Source organism: Gordonia sp. PP30 (genome assembly GCF_023100845.1).
GTDB lineage: Bacteria > Actinomycetota > Actinomycetes > Mycobacteriales > Mycobacteriaceae > Gordonia.
In genome coordinates this window covers 432,191-457,621 of sequence record NZ_CP095864.1, presented here as the reverse complement: position 1 = coordinate 457,621, position 25,431 = coordinate 432,191, and the positions used below count along the sequence as shown (strand labels likewise).

General features: G+C 70.0%; 20 protein-coding genes and 1 tRNA gene. 13 read left to right on the top strand and 8 right to left on the bottom strand.

Translation table 11 applies throughout. From position 1 onward, the window contains the following. Positions 1 to 119: 119 nt before the first annotated feature. Positions 120 to 3,323: a (Fe-S)-binding protein gene (locus MYK68_RS02075; RefSeq protein WP_247866037.1), complete on the top strand. Its 3,204-nt coding sequence runs from the start codon at positions 120 to 122 to the stop codon at positions 3,321 to 3,323. Between the two features lie 384 nt (positions 3,324 to 3,707). After that, positions 3,708 to 4,208 carry a DUF1361 domain-containing protein gene (locus tag MYK68_RS02070; RefSeq protein WP_247867899.1) on the top strand — a complete coding sequence of 167 codons (501 nt, stop codon included), beginning with the start codon at positions 3,708 to 3,710 and terminating at the stop codon, positions 4,206 to 4,208. Positions 4,209 to 4,274: 66 nt separating this feature from the next. Here the strand turns inward: MYK68_RS02070 and MYK68_RS02065 are convergent, their stop codons facing one another. Then, positions 4,275 to 5,168, bottom strand: a complete 894-nt coding sequence (locus MYK68_RS02065) for an exodeoxyribonuclease III (protein WP_502798294.1) — start codon at positions 5,166 to 5,168, stop codon at positions 4,275 to 4,277. 64 nt (positions 5,169 to 5,232) lie between these two features. On the opposite strand from MYK68_RS02065, the gene MYK68_RS02060 reads away from it, so the two are divergent. From MYK68_RS02060 to MYK68_RS02030, 7 genes are all read left to right on the top strand, one after another. Beyond that, positions 5,233 to 6,486: a pyridoxal phosphate-dependent aminotransferase gene (locus MYK68_RS02060; protein WP_283255262.1), complete on the top strand. Its 1,254-nt coding sequence runs from the start codon at positions 5,233 to 5,235 to the stop codon at positions 6,484 to 6,486. Between the two features lie 104 nt (positions 6,487 to 6,590). Continuing rightward, complete coding sequence (locus MYK68_RS02055; RefSeq protein ID WP_247866033.1) at positions 6,591 to 8,363, top strand: SDR family oxidoreductase; 1,773 nt, start codon at positions 6,591 to 6,593, stop codon at positions 8,361 to 8,363. Between the two features lie 35 nt (positions 8,364 to 8,398). Beyond that, positions 8,399 to 9,295: a metal-dependent hydrolase gene (locus MYK68_RS02050; protein ID WP_247866031.1), complete on the top strand. Its 897-nt coding sequence runs from the start codon at positions 8,399 to 8,401 to the stop codon at positions 9,293 to 9,295. Next, positions 9,295 to 10,431 carry a PDR/VanB family oxidoreductase gene (locus tag MYK68_RS02045; RefSeq protein ID WP_247866029.1) on the top strand — a complete coding sequence of 379 codons (1,137 nt, stop codon included), beginning with the start codon at positions 9,295 to 9,297 and terminating at the stop codon, positions 10,429 to 10,431. Before MYK68_RS02050 ends, MYK68_RS02045 begins: the two co-directional genes overlap by 1 nt. A 126-nt stretch (positions 10,432 to 10,557) precedes the next feature. Then, positions 10,558 to 11,322 carry a MerR family transcriptional regulator gene (locus MYK68_RS02040; RefSeq protein WP_247866027.1) on the top strand — a complete coding sequence of 255 codons (765 nt, stop codon included), beginning with the start codon at positions 10,558 to 10,560 and terminating at the stop codon, positions 11,320 to 11,322. A 214-nt stretch (positions 11,323 to 11,536) separates the two neighbouring features. Continuing rightward, entirely contained in the window at positions 11,537 to 12,079 is a 543-nt protein-coding gene (locus MYK68_RS02035; RefSeq protein ID WP_247866025.1) for a TetR/AcrR family transcriptional regulator, read from the top strand. Beyond that, complete coding sequence (locus tag MYK68_RS02030) at positions 12,076 to 13,614, top strand: MFS transporter (RefSeq protein ID WP_247866024.1); 1,539 nt, start codon at positions 12,076 to 12,078, stop codon at positions 13,612 to 13,614. Before MYK68_RS02035 ends, MYK68_RS02030 begins: the two co-directional genes overlap by 4 nt. 12 nt (positions 13,615 to 13,626) lie before the next feature. Here the strand turns inward: MYK68_RS02030 and MYK68_RS02025 are convergent, their stop codons facing one another. Then, positions 13,627 to 14,697 carry a metallophosphoesterase gene (locus tag MYK68_RS02025; RefSeq protein WP_247866022.1) on the bottom strand — a complete coding sequence of 357 codons (1,071 nt, stop codon included), beginning with the start codon at positions 14,695 to 14,697 and terminating at the stop codon, positions 13,627 to 13,629. Between the two features lie 98 nt (positions 14,698 to 14,795). Further along, positions 14,796 to 15,713 carry an SMP-30/gluconolactonase/LRE family protein gene (locus tag MYK68_RS02020; protein WP_247866021.1) on the bottom strand — a complete coding sequence of 306 codons (918 nt, stop codon included), beginning with the start codon at positions 15,711 to 15,713 and terminating at the stop codon, positions 14,796 to 14,798. 216 nt (positions 15,714 to 15,929) lie between these two features. On the opposite strand from MYK68_RS02020, the gene MYK68_RS02015 reads away from it, so the two are divergent. Then, complete coding sequence (locus MYK68_RS02015; protein ID WP_247866019.1) at positions 15,930 to 17,363, top strand: lipase family protein; 1,434 nt, start codon at positions 15,930 to 15,932, stop codon at positions 17,361 to 17,363. A gap of 340 nt (positions 17,364 to 17,703) precedes the next feature. Here the strand turns inward: MYK68_RS02015 and MYK68_RS02010 are convergent, their stop codons facing one another. Both MYK68_RS02010 and dcd read right to left on the bottom strand, forming a co-directional pair. Further along, positions 17,704 to 18,744, bottom strand: coding sequence for a hypothetical protein (locus MYK68_RS02010; protein WP_247866017.1), 1,041 nt, complete (start codon positions 18,742 to 18,744; stop codon positions 17,704 to 17,706). A 6-nt stretch (positions 18,745 to 18,750) separates the two neighbouring features. After that, complete coding sequence (gene dcd / locus MYK68_RS02005; RefSeq protein ID WP_247866015.1) at positions 18,751 to 19,317, bottom strand: dCTP deaminase; 567 nt, start codon at positions 19,315 to 19,317, stop codon at positions 18,751 to 18,753. A gap of 131 nt (positions 19,318 to 19,448) precedes the next feature. On the opposite strand from dcd, the gene MYK68_RS02000 reads away from it, so the two are divergent. Further along, a tRNA-Gly gene (locus tag MYK68_RS02000) sits at positions 19,449 to 19,522 on the top strand. A gap of 133 nt (positions 19,523 to 19,655) precedes the next feature. On the opposite strand, the gene MYK68_RS01995 is transcribed toward MYK68_RS02000, so the two are convergent. The 3 genes from MYK68_RS01995 to MYK68_RS01985 all read right to left on the bottom strand — a co-directional run bounded on the left by MYK68_RS01995 (position 19,656) and on the right by MYK68_RS01985 (position 23,305). Further along, complete coding sequence (locus MYK68_RS01995; protein WP_247866014.1) at positions 19,656 to 20,543, bottom strand: type IV toxin-antitoxin system AbiEi family antitoxin domain-containing protein; 888 nt, start codon at positions 20,541 to 20,543, stop codon at positions 19,656 to 19,658. Positions 20,544 to 20,603: 60 nt separating this feature from the next. After that, positions 20,604 to 22,301, bottom strand: a complete 1,698-nt coding sequence (locus MYK68_RS01990; RefSeq protein WP_371308482.1) for an alkaline phosphatase D family protein — start codon at positions 22,299 to 22,301, stop codon at positions 20,604 to 20,606. A gap of 62 nt (positions 22,302 to 22,363) precedes the next feature. After that, complete coding sequence (locus MYK68_RS01985) at positions 22,364 to 23,305, bottom strand: LysR family transcriptional regulator ArgP (protein ID WP_247866012.1); 942 nt, start codon at positions 23,303 to 23,305, stop codon at positions 22,364 to 22,366. Between the two features lie 72 nt (positions 23,306 to 23,377). Between MYK68_RS01985 and MYK68_RS01980 the strand changes: the two genes are divergently transcribed. Both MYK68_RS01980 and MYK68_RS01975 read left to right on the top strand, forming a co-directional pair. Continuing rightward, complete coding sequence (locus tag MYK68_RS01980) at positions 23,378 to 24,004, top strand: LysE/ArgO family amino acid transporter (RefSeq protein WP_247866010.1); 627 nt, start codon at positions 23,378 to 23,380, stop codon at positions 24,002 to 24,004. Between the two features lie 26 nt (positions 24,005 to 24,030). Further along, the gene (locus MYK68_RS01975) at positions 24,031 to 25,392 is read left to right on the top strand and encodes an FAD-binding oxidoreductase (protein WP_247866008.1); all 1,362 of its coding nucleotides are present in this window, start codon (positions 24,031 to 24,033) and stop codon (positions 25,390 to 25,392) included. Positions 25,393 to 25,431 lie beyond the last annotated feature (39 nt).

The window sequence follows — 25,431 nt, the reverse complement described above, 5'->3', positions numbered from 1 at the left end:
CGGCGCTGAGCACGGTCGAACCTCTACGGTATTACCGAATACATGTCGGGTTTCGCGCCATCCTCCGGGCTGTCGGCGCGCGACCGCGGTAACGACCTCAAGAAAGGCCGGTACATCCCATGACGACCACGACGGTTGTGATCGGATCCATCGCGGCGATCATCAGCCTCTTCTGCTGGGCGATCTTCCTCAGCGGCGTCGGCAAGATGGTGCTCGCGATCGCCCAGGGCGAGAAGGTCGAGCGAACACGCTTCACCTACCTGGGCTCCCGATTCTGGACGATGCTGAAAGAGTTCGTCGGTCACACCCGGATGGTGAAGTTCCGGACCGTCGGCTGGGCCCACTGGCTCGTCATGTTCGGCTTCCTGATCGGCGCCATCTTCTGGTTCGAGGCGTACGGGCAGATCTTCGATCCGCACTTCCACTGGCCGGTCATCGGCGCGTGGGACATCTACATCTTCGCCGACGAGGTCCTCGGCCTGGGCACCGTCATCGGTATCACCACCCTGATCATCATCCGTCAGCTGAACCACCCGCGCGTCCCCAAGCGGCTGTCCCGGTTCGGCGGCTCGGACTTCAAGGCGGCCTACTTCGTCGAACTCGTCGTCCTCATCGAGGGCCTCGGCATGATCTTCGTGAAGACCTTCAAGATCGCGACGGGCATGGAGAACCCACCGATCTGGACGTCGTTCTTCACCCACTACTTCGCCGAGCTGTTCGGCCACCCCTCGCACTACTGGGTCACCGCGGCGGCCGTCATCAAGCTCATGAGCGGCATGATCTGGCTCGCCGTCGTCGGCTACAACATCGACTGGGGCGTCGCCTGGCACCGCTTCGCCGCGTTCCCCAACATCTTCTTCAAGCGGGAGAGCGACGGCACCCCCGCGCTCGGCGCGATCAAGCCGATGATGAGCAACGGCAAGGTCCTGGAGATGGAGACCGCCGATCCGGACGTCGACTCGTTCGGCGCGGGCAAGATCGACGACTTCTCGTGGAAGGACCTGCTCGACTTCACCACCTGCACCGAGTGCGGCCGCTGCCAGAGCCAGTGCCCGGCGTGGAACACCGGTAAGCCCCTGTCGCCGAAGCTGATGATCATGTCGCTCCGCGACCAGGCGCTCGGCGGCGCCCCGTACCTGATCGCCGGCGGCAAGAAGGACATGGAGGGCAACGAGGTCGGGCTGGTCGACGCCGAGGGCAACCCTGACGAGGCCCGGCTCGCCAAGATCCCCGAGGCCGCCCGCACCATGGCCGAGCGCAAGCTGGTCGGCGAGTCCGAGGGCACCACCGGCGCGATCATCGACGCCGAAGCCCTCTGGAGCTGCACCACCTGCGGCGCCTGCGTGGAACAGTGCCCGGTCGACATCGAGCACATCGACCACTTCATCGACATGCGGCGCTACCAGGTGCTGATCGAGTCGGACTTCCCGACCGAACTGGCCGGCCTGTTCAAGAACCTGGAGAACAAGGGCAACCCCTGGGGCCAGCCGCAGGCCCAGCGCACCGCCTGGATCGACGAGCTCGACTTCCACGTGCCGGTCTACGGCCAGGACGTCGAGTCGTTCGAGGGCTACGAGTACCTGTTCTGGGTCGGCTGTGCCGGCGCCTACGAGGACCGCGCCAAGAAGACCACCAAGGCCGTCGCCGAGCTGCTGAACATCGCCGCCGTCGACTTCATGGTCCTGGGTCAGGGCGAGACCTGTACCGGCGACTCCGCCCGGCGCGCGGGCAACGAGTTCCTGTTCCAGATGCTGGCGCAGCAGAACATCGAGACCTTCAACGAGCTCTTCGGCACCGCCCCGCAGCAGCGCCGCAAGATCGTCGTGACGTGCGCCCACTGCTTCAACGCGATCTACAACGAGTACCCGCAGGTGGCGTCGCTGAACGGCGAGGCCAGCGCGGGTCAGTACGAGGTGGTCCACCACACCCAGCTGCTCAACCGCCTGGTGCGGGAGAAGCGCCTGGTTCCGGTGGCACCGGTCGGCGGCCGCGAGGTCACCTACCACGACCCCTGCTACCTGGGCCGCCACAACACCATCTACGACGCGCCGCGTGAACTGATGGAGGCCTCCGGCTCCACCCTCACCGAGATGCCGCGGCACGGCTCGCGTTCCATGTGCTGTGGCGCCGGCGGCGCGCGCATGTGGATGGAGGAGCAGATCGGCAAGCGGATCAACATCGACCGCGTCGACGAAGCCCTCGACACCCTCTCCGGCACCCCGGACGGCGAAGACACCAAGCTGATCGCCACCGGCTGCCCGTTCTGCCGCGTGATGCTGACCGACGGCGTCACCGCCCAGACCTCGGGCACCGAGCTCGAAGAGAAGGTCGAGGTGGTCGACGTCGCCCAGATGATCCTGGAGGGCGTCAAGCGCGGCCGGCCCGAGGGCGTGACCCGCGGCGACAAGCACCACGGCCCCAAGTGGGTCGCCAAGCCGGAACCGGAGCCCGAACCCGAGCCGGAACCCGCACCGGTCAAGGCCGCGCCCGCGGTCAAGGCCGCGGCACCCGCGGCGGCGGCACCGGCCGCCGGTGGCCTGGCCAAGCCGGGCGGTCTCAAGAAGCCCGGCGGCTTGAAGAAGCCGGGTGCCGCGGAAGCCGCCGCACCGGCCGCACCCGCCGAGGGCGGTCTGGCCAAGCCGGGCGGACTCAAGAAGCCCGGCGGCCTGAAGAAGCCCGGCGCCGCGGCCCCGGCCGCACAAGCCGCGGCACCCGCCGAGGGCGGCCTCGCCAAGCCGGGCGGACTGAAGAAGCCCGGTGGCCTGAAGAAGCCGGGCGGACTCAAGAAGCCCGGTGCGGCAGAGGCTCCCGTCGCGGAGGCAGCGGCCACGGAGGCTCCGGCCGCCGAGACCGCGCCGAACGGTCTCAAGAAGCCGGGAGGTCTGAAGAAGCCTGGTGGATTGAAGAAGCCCGGCGGGCTCCAGAAGCCCGGCGCCGCTGAGGCCGCCGAAGCCGCGACGACCGAGCCGGCTCCGGCCGACACCGCGGTGCCGGCCGAGGCGACCACCTCGGCGACGCAGGGCAAGGCCAAGGGCTTCGGCATGGCCGGTGGCCTCAAGAAGCCCGGCGGCGGGTTGAAGAAGCCCGCTCCGGCCGCCGAGGCACCCGCGGCGGAACCGATCGAGGACGTGACCCTCGACGATGCCCCGGTCACCGAGGACACCGCCGAGTCCGTGGACGCCGAGCCCGACGCCCAGGTCGCCGACGCGGCGATCGCCGCCGAGACCGAGGTCGCGGCGCCCGGTGCCGCCACCACCGCGGGCACCGAGGGCAAGGCCAAGGGCTTCGGCATGGCCGCAGGCAAGAAGCGCCCCGGCAAGTAGCCCGGCGCAGGTAGCAGCGACAGGCGGCCCGACTCCGAATGGAGTCCGGGCCGTCGCGCATCCGGGCTTTCGTCAAACATCCTCGCCTCGACGTCGTTGTCGCTCAGAGTGGGCAGACCAGGCGTCGCAGCTCCCCCGGAGATGACCGGCCAACGGCGCTGTCGCAACATCGACGCCGGCGGTGCATCATCGAATTCTGCCCACTCTGAGCGACAACAAATCGACAACGATCAAGGCCCGACTGCCCGCCACAGAAGGGGAAGCCGCATCTCAGGCGTCTCGCCTACCGTGGCCGCCATGACCTCCGCCGAGTACCCGACCGACGAGTTCCCCGGCACTGGCACCTCACCCGTGCGGTCCCACCCAGGCGGTCCGGCGATCCGCCTGACCGATCCCCGGTTCTTCGTCCTGCTCGCCGCGCTGGCCGGCACGTCGGCGCTCACCGCGGTCCTCGGCGTCACCGATCCGGCCGCACCCCTCAGCTATCCGAGCCGGTTTCTGATCTGGAACCTGTTTCTCGCGTGGATACCGCTGGCCTTCGCCCTCGCGTTCGCGGTCGTGCGCCGCCGGATCTGGCTGCTGCCGCTCGGCCTCCTGTGGCTCGCGTTTCTGCCCAACGCGCCGTATCTGATCACCGATCTGGTGCACCTCCGCGAGGGTTACGACCTGTGGCGCCACGTGCTGCAGTACGGGGTGGCCGCCTGGACCGGGATCATGCTCGGCGTGGTGGTGACCGGGACTCTCGACTGGGTGCGCGATCCCCTCTCGTCCGTCGAATCCACCGGTGTCGCCGCGGCGATCGCCGCCTTCCTCGCCCTGGCCTATCTGACGGTGTGGTCGTACGAGGCGCTCGCCGCCCCACCGCGGACAGGCGGATCGTACTGACCCGTATAGGGCGGGCCAGCGCCGTATGCGGCTCCGCGACCCGCATACGGGTCAGTACGATCCGGCTCAGGCCTCGGCGTACCGCACGACCAACGGTGCGTGATCGGACAGCCTCCGGTCCGCCGCGGGCTCCTTATCGACCCGCACCGACCGCGCACGGCGCGCCAGCCCCGGCGTCGCGAGCTGGTGGTCGATCCGCCATCCGACATCCTTGGTGAAGCTCTCGCCCGCCCAGCTCCACCAGGTGAGCGGGCCCGGCCGGTCGCCGTGGAGGCGGCGCACCACGTCGATCAGCCGCCGCGGCCCGATGATCGAGCCGAACCATTCCCGCTCCTCGGGCAGAAAGCCCTCCATCTTGCGCGCCGGCCGCCAGTTGGTCACATCGTGTTCGCGATGGGCGATGTTCAGATCCCCCACCAGCAGAAACTCCCGGCCGGCCCGCAGCGCCGCCCGGCGGTTCCGGTCCAGCTCACGCGCGAAGGCGGCGAGGAAACGCATCTTGCGCGCGTGCTTGGCGCCGCCGTCCGGCTTCTCGCGCATGGACCCGGGCTTCTGCAGGTCCGCGGGCAGACCGCCCTTGGGCAGATACAGCGAGGCGACGGTCAGCGGCCGATCGGCCAGGTCCACTTCGAGGTAGCGGCCCTCGGTGGCGAACTCGCCCAGTCCCCGCGCCACCGGCGGCGTCACATCCCAGCTGCGCACCGCCACCGGCTCCACCCGGGTCAGTACGGCCACCCCGTTGCGGCCCGGGATCGATCCGACGTCGTACGCCGCGTGATAGCCGGGGAACCCACCGACATCGGCGGCGCCGCACCGCAACTCCTGGATCGCGACCACCTCGGGTCCGCGATGCGCCAGCCAGTCGCCGAACCCCCGGCGGCGCGCCGCCCGGATCCCGTTCACATTGAACGACGCGACCTCGAACCCACCGTCGTCGCCCGGTCCGCGCAGCTGCACCATGACCATCACCCTGCCGGACCCGTCGCAGGGAATCCATTTGCCCCCGGCTGTCAGAATGGAACCCGTGAGCCGACCGCATGTATCCCACCAGAACCTGAACCTGCGCACCCTCGAGCAGTCCGACAAGCTCAAGAACGTGTGCTACGAGATCCGGGGACCGGTGCACGAGCACGCGGCGCGCATGGAGGCCGAGGGCCACCGCATCCTGAAGCTCAACATCGGCAACCCCGCCCTGTTCGGCTTCGAGGCCCCCGACGTGATCATGCGCGACATGATCCACGCCCTGCCCTTCTCGCAGGGCTACTCCGACTCGCTCGGCGTGCTCCCGGCCCGCCGCGCCATCGTCACGCGCTACGAGCTGATCAGCGAGTTCCCCTACTTCGACGTCGACGACGTGCTGCTCGGCAACGGGGTCTCCGAGCTGATCACCATGACCATGCAGGCGCTGCTGAACGACGGCGACGAGGTGCTGATCCCCTCGCCCGACTACCCGCTGTGGACGGCGATGACCGCGCTCTCCGGCGGCACGCCCGTGCACTACAAGTGCGACGAGGCCGCCGACTGGAATCCCGACCTCGCCGACATCGAGGCCAAGATCACCGACCGCACCAAGGCGATCGTCGTGATCAACCCGAACAACCCGACCGGCGCCGTCTACTCGCGCGAGGTGCTGGCCGGGATCGTCGAGATCGCCCGCAGGCACTCGCTGCTGATCCTGGCCGACGAGATCTACGACAAGATCCTGTACGACGACGCCGTGCACACCTCGATCGCCTCGCTGGCCCCCGACATGCTGGTGCTCACCTTCAACGGCCTGTCCAAGGCCTACCGGGTGTGCGGCTACCGCGCCGGCTGGGTCGTCATCACCGGTCCGAAGGACCACGCGAAGGGCTTCATCGAGGGCCTGCACACCCTGGCGTCGACCCGGCTGTGCAGCAACGTCCCCGGCCAGCACGCCATTCAGGTGGCGCTCGGCGGCTACCAGTCGATCGACGCGCTGTGCGCCCCGGGCGGCCGGCTGTACGAGCAGCGCACCGTCACGGTCGACAAGCTCAACGAGATCCCCGGCGTCAGCTGCGTCACGCCGAAGGGCGCGCTCTACGCGTTCCCCAAGCTCGATCCGAACGTGCACGAGATCCACGACGACGAGAAGTTCGTCCAGGACCTGTTGCTCCAGGAGAAGATCCTGGTGGTCCAGGGCAGCGGCTTCAATCTCGACGACACCGCGCACTTCCGGATCGTCACGCTGCCGTGGGCGCAGGACCTGTCCGAGGCCATCGACCGGATCGGCAACTTCCTCTCGTCGTACCGGCAGTAGCGGGTCGGCGCCCGGCCTCCTCCCGGGTGCTAACTTTTGCTACCACTTATCTGTGACGAGTGGTAACGTCCAGTGAAACCGGCCTTCCAGAGGAGAATGCACCCATGGTTTCCTGGCACCGCTCCACCGTGTCGAACGACGAGGTCGAGATCGCGGTCTTCGAGCTCGACTCCCCCGGCTCCGGCAAGGCCGACCGGCCGACGGTGATCCTGGTCCACGGCTGGCCCGACACCCATCACCTGTGGGATCGCGTCGCGCCCCTGCTCGGCGACGACCTCCGCGTCATCGCGTACGACACCCGCGGATACGGCGAGAGCACCCGCCCCGAGCAGGTCGAGGCCTACGCGCTCACGCACCTCGCCGACGACCTGTTCGACGTGATCGACGCCGTCAGCCCCGGCCGGCCGGTCCACCTGCTGGCGCACGACTGGGGCAGCGTGCAGACCTGGGAGGCGGTGACCCGGCCCGGCGCGCAGCAGCGCATCAAGAGCTTCACCTCGGTGTCCGGCCCCAACCTGGACTACCTCGGCGAGTGGGCGCGCGCCAATCTGGCGCATCCGACGCCCGGCAACCTCGCCCGCGCCCTGTCGCAGGTCGCGTCGTCGGCGTACACCGGCTTCTTCCAGTTGCCGGTACTGCCGCAGCTGTTTTTCTCGGCCGTCGGCTCGGAGAAACTGTGGACCGAGTTCCTGCACGTCATCGAGGGCACCCCGCGCGAGAACGTGTCACTCGGCGACACCCTGAAGCAGGACATGGTGTCCGGCCTGCGTTTCTACAGCGCCAACATCCGGCAGAAGCTGGCCCACCCGGATCCGCGGCCCACGGACGTACCGGTGCTCGAAGTGGTCAACGACCGCGACATCGCGCTGCGCCCGGCGATCTACCAGTACACGCATACCCACGCGAGCAAGCTCTGGCGCAAGGACAGCCCCACCGGCCACTGGCTGCCGTACACCAAGCCCGGGTACGTCGCCGCGACCGCGCGCGAGTTCATCGACCTGATCGAGAACGGCACGTCGAGCGCCCCGAACACCATCGACCGGGCGCGCCGGCTCGGCCCGCCGCAACGACTCGGCGGCAAACTGGCCGTGATCACCGGCGCGGGCAGCGGCATCGGCCGGGAAACCGCGTACGCGCTCGCCGAGCTCGGGTGCGAGGTGGTGCTCGCCGACATCAACGTCGACGGCGCCGAGGAGACCGCCACCGAGTGCAAGGCCAAGGGCGTCCTGACCAGTGTGTACCCGCTCGACGTGTCGAGCACCGAGGCCGTCGACGAGTTCGCCGAGTCGGTGCGCGCGGCCCACGGCGTACCCGACATCGTCATCAACAACGCCGGTATCGCACTCGCCGGTTCCGCGCTGGCGGCGTCCGACGCCCAGGTCGACCGCATCCTGGCGATCAATCTGCGCGGCGTGATCTCGGGCAGCCGCGCCTTCGGCCGCCAGATGGTCGAGCGCGGCGTCGGCGGCCACATCGTGAACCTCTCGTCGGCATCCGCGTTCACCCCGCAGCGCGACATGGCGCTCTACTCGGCCACCAAGGCCGGCGTGCTGATGTTCTGCGAGTCGCTGCGCGCCGAGCTGGCCGAACACCGCATCGGCGTCACCGCGATCTGCCCCGGCATCGTGCACACCAACATCACCGCCGCCACCGAGATCGCCGGGGTCGACGACGAGGCCGGCAACCGCAAGCGGATCGACGACTTCTACGCGCGCCGCGGCTTCACCCCGGACAAGGTGGCACGCGACATCGTGAAGGCCATCCTCGCCAACAAGGCCGTCGTTCCGGTGACCCCGGAGGCCAAGTTCGGCTACCGCTCCTACCGGTTCTTCCCGTGGGCGTCGCGTATCGCCGCCCGGGCCAAGCTCGCGAAGTAGCCGTTCCCCCGTTCCGACCAAGGCAGGAGTCAACGATGACCCGGCACCCGAACCAGTCCACTCCGGAAACCGATCCGGGCAAGGTGGAGCTGCACGCCCGCAACGTCCGCTTCGACCTCTCGGCGGCCCCGCTGCACTGGATCCCCGGCCATCCGGTCGCGTCCAACTTCATCACTGTGCTGAATCTCCTTCTCCCCGAAGGCGAGCGCTGGTTCGTGCAGACCTTCAACGAGGCGCTGCCGATGATCAAGGACGAGGCCCTCGCCGCCGACATGCGCGGATTCATCGGGCAGGAGGCGATGCACGCCGAGGCGCACGACAAGGCCGTCGTGGAGTGGCTGAACCGCCACGGCATCGAGACCAAGGCGTACACCGACCAGATGGAGTGGATCTTCCGGCGCGCCCTCGGCCCGCGCGACGGCGGCACCCCGGAACAGCGGCAGAAGCACCTGATCGAGCGGCTGTGGCTGATCGCCGCGATCGAGCACTACACCGCGATCCTCGGCGACTTCGCCCTGAACTGTTCGTGGGCGGAGGCCGGCGCCGACCCGAACATGACCGATCTGTTCACCTGGCACGGCGCCGAAGAGGTGGAGCACCGCGCCGTCGCGCACGACGCCGCGGCGTATTTCGCGGACAGCATGGTCCACCGGGCGCGGGCGATGGCCCTGGCACTGCCGTTCCTGGCCCTGCTCCTGGTGCGCGGCTTCCGCTTCATCATGAACTCGGACGACTCGGTGAACATCGGCATGATCGGCAAGTTCACCGGGTACTGGCGCGGTGGGCGGGCGAACGTGCTGCCGAAGATCCGGCATCTCCTGCTGGCCACCTTCACCTACTTCCGGCCGACCTTCCAGCCCACCGACATCGGTGACACCGCGCAGGCCGTGGCCTATCTCGCCTCATCCCCGGGTGCCCGGCAGGCGGTCTGATGAACCACATCTTCCACGAGCACACGACGAGCTTCACCACCGAGCCGCCGCACCTGTACGGCCGGTGGCGGCGTGATCCCCTGCTTCGGGTGACCACCGGGCTGCGCAAGACCTGGTTCCCGTTCTGGGGGGCGCTCGAACGGCTGCGCCCGCTGCCCGCCGACGACGGCCTGCGCACGCTGGAGATCGTCGGGCGCGAGGTGGTGGCCCAGGACGAGAACGTCATCGCGCTGACCTTCGCGGCCGCGGACCGCTCGGTGCTCCCCGAGTGGCATCCCGGCGCCCATCTCGACCTGCATCTGCCCTCGGGCCGGATGCGCTCGTATTCGCTGTGCGGGGATCCCGGAGACCGTCGTACCTACCGCATCGCCGTGCGCCGCATCCCGGAGGGCGGCGGCGGGTCGATCGAGGTGCACGACACCCTGTCCGTCGGCGACACCGTCACGATCCGCGGCCCGCGCAACGCCTTTCCCGTCGCGCTGCCCGGATTCGGTTCCGCGGCACCGCGATTGCGGTTCATCGCCGCCGGCATCGGGATCACCCCGATCCTGCCGATGCTCGCGATGGCCGACCGCTTCGGCGTCGAGTGGTCGATGATCTACTCCGGCCGCAGCGCCGACTCCATCCCCTTCATCGACGAGCTGGCCCGCTACGGCGACAAGGTGACCGTCCGCACCGACGACGTCGACGGCCTGCCGTCGATGGACGAGCTGGTCGGGCCGACCACGCGGCGCCCGCACGGCGAGACCGACCTCGCGATCTACTGCTGCGGCCCGGTCGTGATGCTGGAGGCGCTGCGCACCCATCTCGTCGGACGCGGCGACATCGAACTGCACTACGAGCGTTTCTCGCCGCCGCCGATCGTCGACGGCACCGAGTTCGAGGTGGTGCTCAACTCGACCGGGGAACGTCTCACCGTCCCCGCCGATCAGTCGGTGCTGACCGCCATCCGCGCGGTCCGCCCGGATGCGCCCTACTCGTGTCAGCAGGGTTTCTGCGGCGCCTGCAAGATGCACTCCACGGCCGGCGAGGTGGACCACCGCGACGGCCTGCTCACCGAACCCGAACGCGAGGCCGGGTACTTCCTGCCCTGCGTCTCCCGCTGCCACTCCCCGGAACTGTCCGTCGACGCCTGACTTCCACGACGGCCGAGCGAAATCCCACGACGGTCAAGTGAAATCCCACGACGGTCGAGCGAAATCCCACGACGGTCGAGCGAAGTCGAGACCACCCCGCTCGACGCCTCTGCCACAATCGACGTCATGACCGAATACCGGATCGAGGACTTGGCGCGGGCCGCGGGCACCACCGTCCGCAATGTGCGGGGCTATCAGGACCGCGGCCTCATCCCGCGCCCCATCCGGCGCGGCCGGGTCGCCATCTACACCGACCAGCACCTCGCGCGCTTGCGGGTGATCGCCGACCTGCTCGGCCGCGGCTTCACGATGGCGCACATCAACGACTTCATCTCCGGGCTGCAGCGGGGCGACGACCTGGTCGAAGTCCTCGGCCTGAAGGACCTCCTCGCCGAGCCGATTCAGCGCACGCCCACCCAGCGGATGACGGCGGCGCAGCTGCGCGAGCAACTCGGCACCGACGATCCGGACGTGGTGCAGCGACTGATCGATTTCGGTCTGGTCAACAAGCTCGACGGGGACGAGTACCTGGCCACCGACACCGACACGCTCGACGCCTACCGCTCGCTGATGGCCATCGGCATCCCGCTGACCTACATCCTCGGCCTGCAGCGCCGGCTCGAGGACGACCTTCAGGTCGCCGCCCGCACCCTCATCACGGCGGGCCGCGCGGCCATCACCGAGGGCCGCTTCGACGGCTGGATCCCGGAAAGCGACGAAGAGGAGGACTGGGCGATGACCTTCGTCCGCCAGCTCCGCCTCACCGGCCGTATCGCCGCGCACAACACCCTGAACCGCGCACTCGATCGCGAACTCGGCCGCCAGCTCGACGACTACCTCGCCATCGCTAAGGCGCGCCGCCACAGCGAGCACGCCGCGGACACCGCGTAACCCCACTCGCCCGCCGATAGGGGTCGTGACCCGGCCTCGGCGCCTGGAAGCCGCCGCCCGCCGGCCGAGTGCGCCACCCGCCGGCCGAGCCGGGCGAACGACGTGTGCCCATCTGAAGCCGCATCCGGAACAGTGCCGTTGACGTGCTCCATTGCACCTGTACAAATGTACATGTACGTTTGTACAGGTGCACCGCAGGACAGGAGATGCCATCGTGTCGACCCCCAAGCGCGATCCGAACGGCCGCCGCGAGCAGATCGTCGGCGCCGCAGCCGACCTGCTGAGAGACGGCGGCGCCAAGCTGACCCACCGACTGGTCGCCCAGAAGGCCGGCGTCCCGCTGGGATCCACCACCTACTACTTCGCCTCCCTCGACGACCTGACCGCCGCGGCGCTGGAACTCCTCGCGGCCGGCGTCGACGCCGATCTCGCCGAGACGACCGACCTGCTCGCGGCGAGTGACCGGTCGCCGGAGACCGTCGCCCGTCTCTTCCACGACTATCTGACCGATACCGACCGCGTCCGCACCGAGGTCGCGCTCTACATCGGCGCCCTCGCACGACCCGAACTGGTCGCCCTGAGCCGTCGCTGGTTCGACGGCCTGGTGACCCTCCTGAGCACCTTCACCGACCCGACGACCGCGCGCCTGCTGGCGGTCTTCGTCGACGGCGCCTGCATGCATGCCGCCCTGCACGACGAGCCCCTCGATCTCGCCCTCCTCGAACACCTCACCCGCACCTTGATGGAGCCGAAGTGAACGTCCTCGACGCCCCCGCGATCAAGCCGGACGGCACCCTGCGCGACGAACTGCCGCCGTGGCGGCGCTGGGCGTCGCTCACCGTCCTGTCTCTCGCGCTGCTGACCGTCGTGATGGACCTGACGGTCCTCAACGTCGCACTGCCGTCGATCAGCGCGGAACTGCATCCGTCGGCCACCGGCCAACTGTGGATGGTCGACGCGTACTCGCTGATCCTGGCCGGTTCGCTGATCACGATGAGCGGTCTCGCCGACCGCTGGGGCCGCAGGCGAATGCTGATGATCGGCTTCGCCCTCTTCGGCCTGGCCTCACTGCTCGTGCTGTGGGCCGACTCCACCGCCGCGGTGATCGCCCTCCGCGCCCTCCTGGGCCTGGGCGGCGCGATGATCATGCCGACCACGCTGTCGATGCTGCGCGTCATCTTCACCGACAACCGCGAGCGGACTCTCGCCCTCGGAGTCTGGGCCGCGGTCTCGGCCGCCGGTGCCGCAGTGGGTCCGATCATCGGCGGCCTTCTGCTGGAACACTTCTCGTGGCACGCGGCGTTCCTGGTGAACGTCCCGCCGATGGTCATCGCGCTGGTCGCGGCGGCGGTCCTGCTGCCCGAATCCCGGGTCGCGGTGACCGGACGGTGGGACGCGCTCTCATCGCTGCTGTCGATCGCCGGCGTGGCCGCACTGGTCTGGTCCATCAAGGAGTTCGGCAAGCACTTCGTCACCGACGGTCTGGCGAACGCCCCCGCGTGGATCGTGCTCATCGCGTCGATCGGGCTGCTCACCGCCTTCGTCCTGCGCTGCCTGCATCGGCCCGATCCACTCCTGGACGTACGGCTCTTCACGCGCCGCCAGCTGACCGCGGGCATCCTGGCGGCCCTGTTCTCGATGGTCGCGATGGGCGGAGGCCTGCTCCTCCTGGCGCAGTGGCTCCAGTTGGTCGAGGGATTTTCCCCACTGGCGGCCGGCTACCGCCTCCTTCCGTTCGCGGCGGGCGCGATCGTCACCTCGCTGTTCGCCCGATGGCTCACCGACATGCTCGGCGCGCGCGTCGTGATGACACTTGCCCTCCTGCTCCCCGCAGCCGGCTTCGCCCTCCTCTACCTCGCACCGGCGCCGCTGGGCTTCGGGTGGGTGGCTGCGGCGATGGGACTGCAGGGCGCGGGCGCAGGCGCCCTGGCGATCGGCTCGGCGATGATCATGTCCGGCAGCCCACAGGACAAGGCGGGAAACGCCGCCGCGCTGGAGGAGACCGCCTACGACCTCGGCAACGTCTTCGGTGTGGCCGTGCTGGGCACGATCTCGGCGGTGATCTTCGCCGGCCGCCTCCATTCGCCGATCCCGGGAGCCGACAACTCCCTCGCCGAGGCGCTGGAGATCGCCGAGCAACGCCACCTGCCCGAGCTCGCCGAGGCAGCGCGGTCCACGTTCACCGAGTCGCTGGTTCAGGTCGGCCTGGTCGGCGCGATCCTGCTCACCGTCGCGGCACTCGTCGTGTTCGCGCTGACCCCGCGCGGGCTGGACCTCGACATCCAGCACTGACCGGCGAGCGAGTCAGCGGCGATAGACCGTCGTGAACGCCTTCCGCGCGTCGGCGCGACCGGCCGCCACCTGATAGGCGGTCAGCGTCACCGCGGCCGGTTCCACATCGAGCGTCATGAATCCACGGTCCGTGTAGTTCTCGTACCTCGCGCGGAACCGCCGGGACGACGACGCGTGCACGGTCTTGGCGGCGGCGCCCGCGATGATCTGGCGGGTGCCCTTGAGTCCGGGCACCGCGTCGAGCACCTGCTGGCTGTGGTCGTGCCCGGAGAACAGGAAGTGCGCGCGGCCCGCGACATGCCGTTCGAGGAAGTCCTTGAGCCACTGGCCGTTGAGCGGCGCGGGCAGGCCGTCGAAGGCGCCGGCCGGACCGTGGGGACCATTGTTGGCGTACGGGTGATGCGTGCAGACGATGGTCCACGGCGCCGTCGACGCGCGGAGTCCGCGATCGAGCCAGCGCGCCTGCTCCGTCATGTACCGGCCGCCGGGCTCCCACTCCGGTGACAGGATCGGCGGAATGTACGCGGCGAGCGGGTTGACGTCGAGCACGAAGATCTCGGCCACGCCGAGGTCCACCGAGTAGTACCTCGACGGCATGTACCAGCGCCGGGACCGGCGATGATAGGCCACCTCGGCGTCGCCACGCCGCAGCCAGCCGCCGTCACCGGGGAAGACCGCCGAGTTGTCGTGGTTGCCGAGCGCCATCAGCCACGGAAAGTCGAGACTCGCGTTCGGCTTCTCGAACTTGGTGTGGAACTGGACGTCGTCCGGACCGTTCGGGCCGCTCTCGTAGATGTTGTCGCCCAGCCCCAACGCGATGTCGAAGGGTTTACGCGCGTGGATCTCCCGCGCCGCCCGGGTGACGGCGAACTGCGGCGCCTCGCCGGTGCCCGCGTCGCCGGTGACGAGGACATGGAGGCGATCGGCGCCTTTCGGCAACGTGAAGTGCGTGGCGGCCGAGGCGGTTCCGATCCCGATCCGGCCACCTCCGAGCGTCGCGGCAGCACCCGCGACGGCGGCACCCGCAAGAAGGGAACGTCGTTTCAGGCCGGAATCGACCGGCCGGGGACTGTTGTCGGTCACGCCGGAATGGTGGCATACGAGCGTGAACGCGACGCCGCCGCGCGGTGGCCGGGAAGTGTCCCGCCCGTCGCGCCCGCGCATCGGAATCGAACGGCGCGCTAACGAATACGAAGGGAGAGAACATCTCCCGACTCGGTGCCTGCGGTGAGCCGGTGCGGGTCAGCCGGATCGACGGCGACGGAGGTGACCGGCTGCCCGACGTCGTAGGTGCACCGCACCCCGGTCGTGGGGTTCACCGCGACCAGCCGGCCGGTGGCGCTCGCGACGGCTAGGCGCCCATCGGGCAGCAAGGCGAGATCGTCGAGCGTCCCGGGCAGCGGCGCGGTGAGGTCGAGAACCTTGGCGGCCGCCGGGTCGCCGATCGGCACGACCACCACGCGCCCGGTGGCGCTGGTGGTGGTCGTGACGTAGAGCAGGCTGCCGACCGCCGTGATGCCGTTGGTGCCGTAGGACAGTGCGAGCGGACCGGGCGCCATCGCCTTCGGCGCACGCGCCGTCCAGCCCCGATCGATGGACCCGTTCGGACGGACCCGGAACAGACCGGCGCCGCTGTCGGCGACGTACAGCGCCCTGTCGGGCCCGAAAGTCAGACCGTTCGGCATGGTGAATCCGCGGGCGAAGACGTGCGCCTTCGGCGCCGCCTGCCGGGGGTCGAAACGGACCACCGTCCCGCGCCGGGGCCCGCCGGGGATTTCATTGAGCGGGCTGGTGCCGCTGTTGACGTACATCAGCCCGTCGGGCCCCTGCGCGATGCCACCCGGCTCGCTCACCGCGACCGATCCGGTCTTCCGGCCGGACGGCGAGTAGCGGTCGACCGTCCCCCGCAGGACTCTGGTCACCCACAGGTCGCCCTGCGCGTCGTACGCGAGATTCTCCGACCAGTCGGCGACCGGCGTCCGCGCGGGAACGGCGACCGATGTCGTGAGCCGTCCGCACGACGAATCGGCTCCCGCCGTGGCTACCGGCGCGATCGCGCCCGCCACTCCGGCAGCGGCCGCGGCGACGAGGGACAACACGGAAGTTCGCAGACTATGCACGCGCACGACGCTACTCGCGACCGCTCGCGGGCGGAATCGTCGCGCGGTCCGGAAATCGCCTGCCCGATTGGTGCACGACACCAAACCCGGCACCTTGACGTCCAAATCACATCAGCCACATCAGTCTCAAACTGTCGTCGAATCGAGACCGTCCGACGCGCGTCACCGACGTCATCCGACGATAGCGTTGACACAATGCGCCGCCCCGTCCTCCGCAGCCTCGCCTGCGCCGCCACCGCGACGATCCTGCTGGCCGCCTCGGCCTCACCGAGTTCCGCCGATCCCACCGGCCCCGCGGGTCCGGCGAACACCGCCCAGGCCACCCCGCCGAATCTTCGACCCCTCCCGGGCCAGGTGATCGACGGCGTCGACCGGATCGTGCCGCCGGCCACGATCCCGACGCTGAAGACCATCCCGCAGCGCGCACAGGCGCCCGGCTACAGCCACGCGACGCTCGAACTGCGTAATGCCGTCCTGCCGTCACCGGTCGGCGATCCGATGTTCGACCGGTGGCCCGCCGGGCTGGACAAGCGCAAGCCGGGCGACGTGCTGGCGACCCGCGATGTGTCGGGCACCGCGGGATTCCTGGTGACCGTCCCCATCGCCCGCGCGACGATGCTGAAGTACCGCTCCACGGACGTCCAGGGCCAGCCGATCTTCGGCACGGCCACCGTCATCGAGCCGCGGGAGGCGTGGCACGGGCCCGGCGACCGGCCGATCCTGGTGAACAACGTCCCGATCAACGGTCTCGGCGTCAAGTGCACCGCCGGCTACACCCTGGCCCACGGCCTCTCCGACAAGACCAACCAGACCGACCTGTTCCCGCCGACCACGCAGTGGGCGCTGTCCCGTGGCTACACCGTGATCGTGCCCGACCACGAAGGACCGCGCGAGGCCTACGCCGAGCCGACCATGGCCGGCCACATCGTGCTCGACGCCATCCGGGCCGCCGCGAAGTACGCGCCCGCGAAGTACGCGGCCAGCCGGGTCGCGGTGACCGGCTATTCCGGCGGCGCGATCGCCACCGACGGCACCGCGAAGGTGCTCGCCGACTACGCGCCGGATCTGGTCCCGCGGATGGTCGGGGCGGCCCTCGGCGGCGTGCCCGCCGACTTCCGGATGCTCGCCGGCGCGATGAACGAGAACGTGGCGACGGGCGTGATGCTCGCGGCCACCCTCGGCGTCGCCCGGGAACGGCCGGAGATCCTGGACATGGCCAACAACCTCGGCGCGCAGCTGGCCACGTCGACGTTCAAGGATTCGTGCGGCTCCAGCTACGGCCTCGCCGCTCCGTTCCAGCTTCCGGCGCAGCTGTTGTCGAGCGACCCCGATCCGTTCAACTCCGCGGTGGCCGAGCACATCTACCGGGTGACCCAGATGGCCGACAAGAAGTCGGCCGTGCCGCTGTACATCTATCACGGCGCGCAGGAGATCTGGATCCCGGCGCAGGGCGCCCGGAACCTCTACGCCGAGCAGTGCCGGCTCGGCGCGAACGCGACCTACCGGGAGGTGCTCGGCGAGCACCTGTCGGCCGCGCTGATCGGCTATCCGGGTGTCCTCGACTGGCTCGACGCCCGCCTCCGCGGCGTCCCCGCGACCAGCGAGTGCCCGAAGCCGAAGGCCTCCTGACCCACACGCCGCACGACGGCCCGCCACACCAGCCTGCCGACTACTCACCACACCGCCCGGCATTCATCACGCCGTCCCCACCGCCCGCGCCACACCAAGCCGGCATCTGAACACGTCGCATGACGGCCCTCGACACCAGCCCGGCGCCCGCTCGTCACCCGACCCGCAACTCACCACGTCGGCCGCCACAGCGCCCCACCAGGCTGACGTCTACCCACGCCGCACGACGGCCCGAGCCACCAGCCGCCGTCCGTCACACCGACCGGCCATTCACCACGCCGGCTGAACCAGACGGGCCCCTCGGGCCCGGCTGAGTCGAAGCCAAGCTCCTGGCGAGCGCTCAGCCGATGACGATCGGGGGCAGGCCGGGAATCGGGTTCGGAATGGTGCGGCGATTGTCCGGCCGCGGACGGGGCCGGGGCTTCGGACCGGTCGGGGCGACCGTCGCCGTCGACGACTTCGACGTCGTCGTGGGCGGCGGGGTGTACCGCTTCATCTCCGCGCGCGCGGCCCGGATGTCCGCGGGCTCGGCCGTGGTCGGGGTGTCGTCCTCGGTGGTGGTCGGCGTGCCCGAGGCCGACGCGGCGGCCTCGGTGACCGGGGCGTGCGGACCGGAGTCGTGGTTCGACATCGTCGCCACCGCGACACCGGCACCGACGGCCGCGACCAGCGCCACCGCCGCGACGGTCACGATGACGCGATTGCGGCGCACGGACCTCCGGCGCGCGGGTGCCGCCGGCTCGCCGTCCTCGTCGGGAGCGGCTCCCCAGGCCAGGGCGGTCGGTGCGCCGGAATCGACCGCCTCGAACAAGGCGGTGGACTCCTCGTCGCCGGCGAAGGTCTCCGGGAACTCGTCCTCGGGGAGCAGCATGGCGTAGCCGCGCTCGGTGAGCGCTTCCCAGAGGCCGGGCCACTCGTCGGTACCGGGGCCGAGGAACACCGCGGCCACCGGGTCGTCGCCGGCCAGTTCGACGATCATCCCGTGGGCGCGGTTGACCTCCGGGACGGTCGCCCACATGACGGTGTCGAGGTCGACGGTCACCAGCCGCAGCCGGTCGGTCCCCATGAGCAGCGCACTGTCGCGCGCGACGAGCATGGGCCGCGCGCGGCGGCAGATGTCGCGGAGCTCGGCGAAGACCGCGGGGTCGGTCGACTCCGGGACGCGCTCGGCGTCGCGCAGATACGACGCGATCCGCACGTCGAGAACGGCCGGGGTGATCCGCGATTCGACGATCGCCCGCTCGACCGTCAGGTCACGGGCCAGTCGTGCCGCCCAGATGCCGCCGGGACCGAAGTCGAGCGCCAGCACCGCCCCGGAGGCGTCGTCCGGGATCGAGAAGTCACCGATCCAGTCGGGACGGGGCGCTGTCGGTTCGGTCATCGCTGCTCACTGCTGAAAGTTCAGATACGCCTTGGACGGCGTCGGGCCACGCTGGCCCTGGTACTTGGAGCCGACGCTCGCCGAGCCGTACGGGTTCTCGGCCGGCGACGACAACCGGATCAGGCAGAGCTGACCGATCTTCATGCCCGGCCACAGGGTGATCGGCAGATTCGCGACGTTCGACAGTTCCAGCGTGATGTGCCCGGAGAATCCGGGGTCGATGAAACCCGCGGTGGAATGCGTGAGCAGGCCGAGGCGGCCCAGCGACGACTTGCCTTCCAGCCGGCCGGCCAGGTCGTCGGGCAGCGTGCACACCTCGAGCGTGGAGCCGAGCACGAACTCACCCGGGTGCAGCACGAACGGCTCGCCGGCGGCCGGCTCCACCAGCGAGGTCAGCTCGTCCTGCCGCTGCGCCGGATCGATGTGCGTGTACCGGGTGTTGTTGAAGACCCGGAAGAGCCCGTCGAGCCGCACGTCGACCGACGACGGCTGCACCATCGCGGGGTCGTGGGGATCGATCCCCAGACGCCCGGACTCGATTTCGGCGCGGATGTCGCGATCGGAGAGCAGCACGCTGTTGAGGTTATCGGATCGAGCCCCCTCCCGGCGCGCCGACCAGCGGTTCTGCGGGCCCCCACACGGCCCCGCGCGGCCCCCTCCGGGCGTTTGCTACTGTGTGTTGCGCAGGGCACAGACCCGGCAGTGCCGATGTAGTTTAGTGGTAGAACATCAGCTTCCCAAGCTGAGAGTGCGGGTTCGATTCCCGTCATCGGCTCCACGAAGAACCCCGGTTCAGAGAAGCTCTGATCTGGGGTTTTCCGCTTTTCACCCGCGGATGGGCGCGGCTCACGACGGATGCCTCGTCGGCCGCCCTCGAATATCGGGTCACGAGGGGAATCGTCCCTCGTGGGTCAGCATTCGGGGGTGACCGACGAGCAAGACCGGGCCGTCCGCCCCGGACGGTGGCGGTGACGGTCCTTCGCGGTGATCGCGCGGATGTCCTCGACCACCTCGTCCCAGCCGAACAGGATGTCGTCATAGGTCAGCCGCAGCGTGATCCAGCGGCCGACCACCGCTTTGCGGTCGCGGGTCCGGTCGTTCTGGTACGACTCCAGACTCGTGTGGTGCTGTCTGCTGTCGCACTCGATCAGAATCCGGCCGATCCGCAGGTCGGTGCGGCCCACGCCGGCGATCTGCGGCTGCACGACCACCGAGAAGTGAAGCGCCCGGAGCCGGACGCGCGCGATCGACTCGGTGCCGGACTGGGAGTTCACATCGGTCTTGCCGAACATCGCCACCACATATTTGGGCAGGTGCCCCATCCGGCCGCGCAGTTCCTCGGCGGAGACGTTCCAGGTGTTCAGCACCGAATCGCACACGGCGATCCAGCCCTCCTCCCTCATGCAGCGGGCGGCGCATTCGAGGGCGATCACCACCGGATCGACCCCGACCCGGCCCGCGGCCAGCGGCGAGAACCCCCGGCACCCACTGTCGGCCTTGGCGTTACGGGTGATCCGGCGATGGTCCTCCGGATACCCCGGCGGCAGCCAGAATCCGTACCCGCGCAGCGCCGACAGCACTCCGCCTGCCTTCACCGCAGCGTGCACCCTGTCGTCGTGAGCCGGCGTCGCGTACCAGCCCCGGCGCACGATTTCGAGTTCGCCCGCCGCGACCATCCGCCGGATCTCGCGCGCATCGAGTCCGAGCGCTTCCAATTCGGCGCGGGAATAGACGCCGTGCACGGCGCCGCCCTCGCCGTGGTCGTCATCGATCGCGGTCGTCGTCGCTACATCCCCCATGGAGAGTTAGACGCACGAGGCGGCGGATCGGTTCCCTCGTCCGGACGCGAGTCAGCAGCGTCAGGCGGGACCCGCGACCCGCGTGAGCCGCCGCGTCCCGGAGGCGACCCGCCACGACTGAGCGTGGCGGAACGGCGAGTTCCGCACCGCCCGGTCGGCGACGAAGTACCAATCCATCTGCGCCGCGGCGGGACTCACCGTCAGCACCGCGTAGCCGTGGGCGTCGGTGTCGACCCAGCGGGTGTTCCGGTTGGTCGCCATCAGCGCCGCCGAGGCGGGCCGGCCGAGGGTGTGCTCGGGCACCGAGAGCGTGTCGTCGAGGTTGTTCGACGTCACCGAGGTCACCACGAACTCGGTCGCGGCGTTGCCGCCGGCCGGGTAGTTCGCGGGCCGGCGCGGCACCTCGCACGCCCACGACATGTGGATGTCGCCGGTGATGAACACGACGTTGCGACGGCCGCTCTTCTCGATCGCCGTCAGCAGCCGCTGCCGGTCGGCGGTGTAGCCGTCCCACGAGTCGGTGTTGAACGGCACCCCGCCGCGCGGCAGCCCGAGGAGGTCCGTGAGGATCGCGGCACGCTCGGGATCGAGCGGCGGCAGCAGGATCGGCGAGATCATCACCGGATTCCCGACGATCTGCCACCGGGTGGGCGAGGTCTCGATCCCGCCGGTCAGCCAGCGCATCTGCGCACGGCCGGTGATCGTCGTACCCGGCGCGTCGACGGCCGACGAGGTGGCCGACGGCTGCACGTCGCGGTAGGTGCGCAGGTCGAGCATGGACAACTCGAGCAGATTCCCGTAGCGAAGACGCCGGTAGACGTGCCGCCCGTCCGCGTCGACCTGCGGCCGCACCGGCATCCACTCGTAGTAGGCCTGCTCGGAGTGCGCCTTGCGCGCCGCCCACGACCCCTGCGTACGCGGATCGTGGTTCTCCGCGCCGCGCGCATAGGAGTTGTCCGCCGACTCGTGGTCGTCCCACGTGCAGATGAACGGGTGAGTCGCGTGCGCCGCCCGCAGGTCCGGATCAGTCTTGTACTGCGCGTGCCGGATCCGGTAGTCGGCCAACGACACGATGTCGTGCGCGGGCTGGTGCCGCCGCACCGGTCCGTGCTTACCCCCGTACTCGCCCGGCCCGTACTCGTAGAGGTAGTCGCCGAGATGCACGACGGCGTCGAGCCCGGGCTTCTTCGCGAGCTCGCGATACGCGCCGAAGTACCCCGCCTCCCAGTTGGAGCAACTCACCACCCCGAAGGTCGCGCGCTGAAGATCGTCGGCCGTGGCCGGTGCGGTCCGGGTGCGGCCGACCGGCGACACCGCCCCGGCCGCGGGGCCGTCGAGCACGCGAAACCTGTACCAGTACAACGTCTTCGGCGACAGCCCGCCGGCGTCGACCTTCACCGTGTGATCGCGTGAGGCGTCGGTCGAGGCGGTACCGGCGGCCACGATCGACGGGAACGACGGCGACGTCGCCACCTCCCACCGCACCGTCGAGCCGGCTCCGCGCCCCGACCCGGGCGCCGCGTCCGGCGTCGGCGTGACGCGGGTCCACAGGATCACCCGGTCGGGCAGCGGGTCGCCGGAGGCGACCCCGTGGGCGAACACCGCACCACCCGGCCGCGCCGCGGCGAGTGGCGCCGAGGCCAGGCCCGCGCCGACGATTCCGGCACCGGCCGCACCGACGAAGGTGCGCCGGGAGACGCCGGCCGAGCGGCGGGGCGGGAACTGGGCGGAAGCGGGATCGGGTCCGGAATGTCGCACCCGGCCAGCTTTCCGGTGTCACTTGAACTTCCAGCGACGCCGGAGTGTCCGGACAGCGACCGTTACCGACCGGTAGATGAACTCTCGGACACCGGTACCAGTCCGACGGCGGCATGCACGACCACCAGCTCGGTCAACGCCCCCAGCAGCGGCGACCGCAGGCCCCAGTGCTGCCAGTACAGCGGGACGTCGATGGGCTCGTCGGACAGCCGGACCAGACCCGCGCCGATCACCGGATCGTCGAGCTCCGTCTGCGGGATCGCGCCCCAGCCCATGCCGGCCGCGATCGCCCGCCGGTACTCGCTCGCCGCGGGCATGAGGTTGACCGGCGGCGACAGCCGGCCGGCCATCGGCGCCAGCTGGGCCAGCGTCTGCCGCTGCACCGCATCGTTCTGGTCGAACATCATCATCGGGGCCCGGGCGACATCGGCGGCGACCGGCCCGTGCGGCAGCCAGTGCGCGACGAACTCGGGCGATGCCACTGGGAAGTAGCGCAGCGCGCCGAGCGCGAGGGTCCGGCAGCCGCGCACGACGATCGGATCGGAGGTCACCGCGCCGATCACGTCGCCGGACCGGAGCAGGTCGGCGGTCACGCTCTCGTCGTCGCGCCGCACCTCCACCGTCACCGGATGCGCACGGTGGAAGTCGGCGAGCACCGGCAGGAACCAGGTCGCGAGCGAGTCGGCGTTGCACCCGATCCGCACGGCCACGCGCGGCCGGTCGCGCGGGTCGTCGGCGACGGCCTCCTGCAACGCGAACTCGGCTCCGGCCTCGTCGACCAGCAGCTGCCACTGCCGGCCGAGCCGCAGCAGGATCTCGCCGTCGACGGTCGGCCGCGCGGGCTTGGTACGTCGGACCAGGACGCGACCCACCGACTGCTCGAGCGCCTTGATCCGCTGGCTCACCGCCGAGGGAGTCAGGTCGAGGGCGGTGGCCGCGGCGTCGAACGACCCCTCCTGCACCACCGCCGTCAGGGTCCGCAATCCGTCCGAACTCAGCTCCATATCAATCATTCTAATGTTTCATCAAAATCATTCGCTGGACTCAGCAGAACCGCGGACCTAGCGTCGAGAATCGTGAACACCGCGCTCCTCGTCGCCGCCACCGGACTGGCGACCACCCTCGGCCTCATCGCCGCCATCGGCCCGCAGAACCTCTTCGTGCTGCGCCAGGGCCTCACCGCGACGCACGTGCTGCCGGTGATCGCGCTGTGCACCGTGAGCGACGCGATCCTGATCCTCGCCGGGACCGCCGGACTCGGCGCGGTGGTCACCTCGCATCCCGGCGTCGTCGACGGTCTCCGCTATCTCGGCGGCGCCTACCTGCTGGTGCTGGGGGCACTCGCCGCCAGACGCTGCGTGCGACCCGTCGCGGCGGCCGCCGCACCGGACCTCGGTGCGGCGACGTCGGCCGGACTGTGGGCGGTCCTCGGCACCGCGGCCGCGATGACCTGGCTCAACCCGCACACCTACCTGGACACGGTGGTGCTGATCGGCTCGCTCGCCAACAGCCACGGATCCACCCTGCGCTGGGTCTTCGCCCTCGGCGCGTGCGCGGGCAGCGTCCTGTGGTTCGTGGCACTCGGCAAGGGCGCGAGCCGGATGTCGCCGCTGTTCCGCTCCCCGCGGGCCTGGCGCGTGCTCGATGCCGTCGTCGCCGTCGTGATGGGCGGTATGGGAATCGCGCTCATCGCGGCGAGCTGACCCCGGCGACGCACTACCCTGGCCGCATGCCCGACGTCAGCGAACTGAGCCAACGACTCCCGAGCGGCATGGTGGTGACCGACCCGGAGATCCTCGCCGCCTATCGCCAGGACCGCGCACAGGATCCCGAGGCCGGCACACCGCTCGCCCTGGTCCGGCCGCGCACCACCGACGACGTCCAGACCGCCGTGCGCTGGTGCGCCGAGCACGGTGTCCCGATCATCACCCGCGGCCGGGGCACCAGCCTGTCCGGCGGCGCCACCGCCGTCGACGGCGCCTTGATGATCACCACCGAGAAGATGCGCGGCGTCACCGTCGACACCACGACCCGCACCGCCGTCTGCGCGCCCGGCATGCTGAACGCCGAGGTCAAGGTTGCGGCCGCCGAGCACGGCCTCTGGTATCCGCCGGACCCGTCGTCGTTCGAGATCTGTTCCATCGGCGGCAACGCGGCGACCAACGCGGGCGGCCTGTGCTGTGTGAAGTACGGCGTCACCGTCGACTACATCCTCGGCATGCAGGTGGTGCTGGCCGACGGCCGGGCGGTCCGGCTCGGCGGCAAGCAGCTGAAGGACAGCGCGGGGCTCTCGCTGACCCGCCTGTTCGTCGGCAGCGAGGGGCTGCTCGGCATCATCACCGAGGTCACCGTCCGGCTGCTCCCCGCGCAGGCCCCGGCCAGCACCGTGGTCGGGATCTTCCCGAGTGTCCGCGCCGCGAGCCAGGCGGTGATCGCGGTGACCGCGCAGACCCGTCCGGCGATGCTCGAGTTCATGGATTCGACGTCGATCAACGCCGTCGAAGACGTGCTCAAGATGGGCCTGGACCGCGAGGCCGGCGCCATGCTGATCGCCCAGTCCGACGCGCCCGGCCCCGCCGGTGCCGCGGAGATCACCCTGATCGAGGAGGCCTTCCGCGTCTGCGGCGCCGGGGAGGTCTTCGCCACCGACGACCCCGACGAGTCCGAAGCCTTCACCCAGGCCCGGCGCATCGCGATCCCGGCCGTCGAGCGCAAGGGCTCGCTGCTGCTGGAAGACGTCGGCGTCCCCCTGCCCGCGCTGCCCGACCTGGTCGACGGGGTGGCGGCCATCGCCGCCGACAACGGCGTCACCATCGCGGTGATCGCCCACGCCGGCGACGGCAACACGCACCCGCTGATCGTGTTCGATCCGGCCGACCCCGACGAGGCACGACGCGCTCAGCTCGCCTTCGACCAGGTGATGGGCCTGGCCGTCGAGATGGGCGGCACTATCACCGGCGAGCACGGTGTCGGTCGTCTCAAGAAGGGCTGGCTGCCCGCGCAGCTCGGCGACGACGTGATGGAGCTGACCGCGACCATCAAGCACGCGCTCGACCCGCAGGGGCTGCTGAACCCCGGCGTCATGCTCTGACTTCCACTCCGGAAGTCCCGTTCGTTCAGATCCTGGACA

Excerpts from the sequence above, each read along its gene's own strand:
- MYK68_RS01975 (WP_247866008.1), top strand. The coding sequence starts at position 24,031 with ATGCCCGACGTCAGCGAACTGAGCCAACGACTCCCGAGCGGCATGGTG.
- MYK68_RS01995 (WP_247866014.1), bottom strand. The coding sequence starts at position 20,543 with ATGGGGGATGTAGCGACGACGACCGCGATCGATGACGACCACGGCGAG.
- MYK68_RS02055 (WP_247866033.1), top strand. The coding sequence starts at position 6,591 with ATGGTTTCCTGGCACCGCTCCACCGTGTCGAACGACGAGGTCGAGATC.
- MYK68_RS02040 (WP_247866027.1), top strand. The coding sequence starts at position 10,558 with ATGACCGAATACCGGATCGAGGACTTGGCGCGGGCCGCGGGCACCACC.
- MYK68_RS01985 (WP_247866012.1), bottom strand. The coding sequence starts at position 23,305 with ATGGAGCTGAGTTCGGACGGATTGCGGACCCTGACGGCGGTGGTGCAG.
- MYK68_RS02045 (WP_247866029.1), top strand. The coding sequence starts at position 9,295 with ATGAACCACATCTTCCACGAGCACACGACGAGCTTCACCACCGAGCCG.
- MYK68_RS02050 (WP_247866031.1), top strand. The coding sequence starts at position 8,399 with ATGACCCGGCACCCGAACCAGTCCACTCCGGAAACCGATCCGGGCAAG.
- MYK68_RS02065 (WP_502798294.1), bottom strand. The coding sequence starts at position 5,168 with ATGGTGCAGCTGCGCGGACCGGGCGACGACGGTGGGTTCGAGGTCGCG.
- MYK68_RS02015 (WP_247866019.1), top strand. The coding sequence starts at position 15,930 with ATGCGCCGCCCCGTCCTCCGCAGCCTCGCCTGCGCCGCCACCGCGACG.
- MYK68_RS02010 (WP_247866017.1), bottom strand. The coding sequence starts at position 18,744 with ATGACCGAACCGACAGCGCCCCGTCCCGACTGGATCGGTGACTTCTCG.
- MYK68_RS02075 (WP_247866037.1), top strand. The coding sequence starts at position 120 with ATGACGACCACGACGGTTGTGATCGGATCCATCGCGGCGATCATCAGC.